The sequence below is a fragment of the Nocardiopsis lucentensis DSM 44048 genome (assembly GCF_000341125.1).
In the GTDB taxonomy this organism is placed as follows: domain Bacteria; phylum Actinomycetota; class Actinomycetes; order Streptosporangiales; family Streptosporangiaceae; genus Nocardiopsis; species Nocardiopsis lucentensis.
In genome coordinates, this window is record NZ_ANBC01000636.1 from 1 (window position 1) to 2,450 (window position 2,450).

The window sequence follows — 2,450 nt, forward strand, 5'->3', positions numbered from 1 at the left end:
ACCGCAGCCGACGCCCGCTTCCGACGACGGAGAAAGAGAAAGTGACACACGGCACCCAGACACCGTTTCCACACCGGGAACCGCACGCCCCCAACACCCCCAAACAAGCGACAACGACCACACTGAACAGCAAAAACGTGAAGACAAAAGCCGACCAAACGGCAACAATGAAAATAAATGAAAGCGATTATAAAACCTTGTCTTCACACGGCCTTCACAGCAAAAATCTTCCTTGACTCTTATCTACCGAAAGGTACTATTTCGCCATTGGACATCGCATAAAGAAACCCGTCGACCGTGGGGGAGTGAGGAAATCGATGCTGCCGCAGGGGGGCACGGCGCTCGGTGGGACACCGGCTCAGGGGGGTGTCGCCGGCACCCGGAACAAGGGACATCCGGCGGGCGGCGCCGACCTCCTCCCCTTCCTCGAACTGCTCGCCGGCGACGCCCCCGCCCGCAGCTACGACGACCTGGTGCACGAGGCTCAGGCCCGGGGCGCGAGCACGTCCGCCGTCGAACGGCTGGGCCGGGCCCGGAGCCTGGCCCTGTCCGTCCAGGTCGCCACCGCCCGGCGCCGCCGACGCGAGGCTGACCTCGCCGCCCTGGTCGACATCGCGTGCGACCTCGCCCTCTCATCCGACCTGGAGACCACCCTCCGGTTGGTCACCCGACGCGCCCGGATGCTGGTCAACATGGACATGGCGCACGCGTACGTGCTCCGCGCGGGCGGCGACCCCGTGATGGCCTCGGCCGGGGGAACCACCGTCCTCACCAACGGCGCGCGGAGCCCGCACGAACACCACCTGCTGAGCGGGGACGACCGGCCGGAGGGTCCCGTCTGGACCGCCGACTACGCCACCGACCCCCGAATCGAGCGCACCCCGGCCACCGACCGGGTGGTGCGCGCCGAGGGTCTGCACGCCATCCTGGCGGTCCCGCTGCGGGTGGACGACGCCTGGGCGGGTCTGCTGTGCGTGGCCGAACGCCAGGTGCACCACTTCTCCCCGGAGGAGATCTCCCTCATCACCTCCCTGGCCGACCTGACCTCGGCGGCCGCCAGCCGGGCCCGGTCGTGGGAGCGCGCCCAGAACGAACGCGCCGAACTGGAGCGCCTCGCCCGCGCGGCCGGGGCCGAGGCGGAGGAGGCGCGCCGCACAGCGGACATGCAGGGGGAACTGCTGGACATGGTGCTGTCCGGGGCCGACCTGGAGACCCTCCTGACCCGGATCGGGCGGGAGTCGGGCAGCGCGGTGGCCGTCCGCGACCCCTCCGGCACCCTGCTGGCGCGGACCGGGAGACTCTCGGTGCGCGACTCCCCCGACCTGGAGCGCACCTGCCTGCGCGCGCGGACCCTGGACCGGCCGCTCCCCCTGCCCGGAGGGTCCTGGACGGTCCCGCTCAACGGACCCGACGAGCACCTCGGCTGGCTGCTGTTCAGCCCCGCGGAGGGCGACGACCTCGCACGCGAGGGGTTCCTGGCGATGGTCGGCGGTGTGGTGAGCGCCCTCCTGCTGACACGGCGCGGCTCCGGGCCGCCGGACCCCGGCGACGACCACCTCCTGGCGTCCCTGGTCCACGGCGAGGGGGCGACCGCGCACGACGCCCGGGGGACCAGGCGTCTGTCGGCGCGGCTGAACCGGCCGCACGTGCTGGTCGCGGCCCGGACCGAGGAGCCGCCCACGGACCGCTGCTGGGCCGCCCCCTTCGCCCACCACCGTCAGGGGCTGTCGGTCCCTGGTGACGACCACGCCGTGCTGCTGCTCCCCGGCGACGATCCGGGGGAGACGGCCCGCACGGTCTCCGCCGAACTCGGCGAGATCCTCCAGACCCCGGTGACGGCGGCGGCGGTGGGTCCGCTGCGGAGACCGGAAGAGCTGGCGGTCCGGCACCGCGAGGCGGTGCGCTGCCTCGACGCGCTCGTCTCACTCGGCGGGACCGGGAGCGGGGCCGGACCCCGCGACCTCGGTTTCCTCGGGATCCTGGCCGCCGAGGACTACGAGGTGGCGGCGTTCGTCGAGGACGTCCTGGGCCCGGTCCTGACCTACGACGCTCAACGGCGGACCAACCTCCAGCGGACGCTGGAGGTCTACTTCCAGTGCGCGGAGAGTCCCACGAGGGCGGCGGAGGTCCTCCACGTGCACCCCAACACCGTCGCACGCCGTCTGGACCGCGTCACCCAGCTGCTCGACCGGAACTGGCAGAGCCCCGACCAGGCGCTGGAGCTGCGCCTCGCCCTCCACCTCCAGAGGACACGGCAAGCGCTGCGGCTCCCGGGCCACTAGCGTCGAGCAGACGCGTCGCGTGGGCGAGCGACACTAGGGTCACGTGCCGGTGCCACCCGTGGTAGGAACGGCCCTCGAAGTCCTGGAGCCCCACGTCCCGGCCGATGTCACGGAAATCGGCCGCCACGCGGCGGGTGAGCTTGCCGAGCCGCAGGAGCGTGCCCCGCC

The 2,450-nt window shown here is 71.8% G+C and carries 2 protein-coding genes; both read left to right on the plus strand.

Annotated elements, in window-relative coordinates; genetic code table 11:
- Nucleotides 1–236 (plus strand): hypothetical protein (locus D471_RS41375; RefSeq protein WP_206538965.1); only part of this gene is annotated, 236 nt, incomplete at its 5' end.
- 81 nt (nt 237–317) lie between these two features.
- Entirely contained in the window at nt 318–2,282 is a 1,965-nt protein-coding gene (locus tag D471_RS0122650) for a helix-turn-helix domain-containing protein (RefSeq protein ID WP_017600730.1), read from the plus strand.
- The last annotated feature ends 168 nt before the right edge of the window (nt 2,283–2,450 follow it).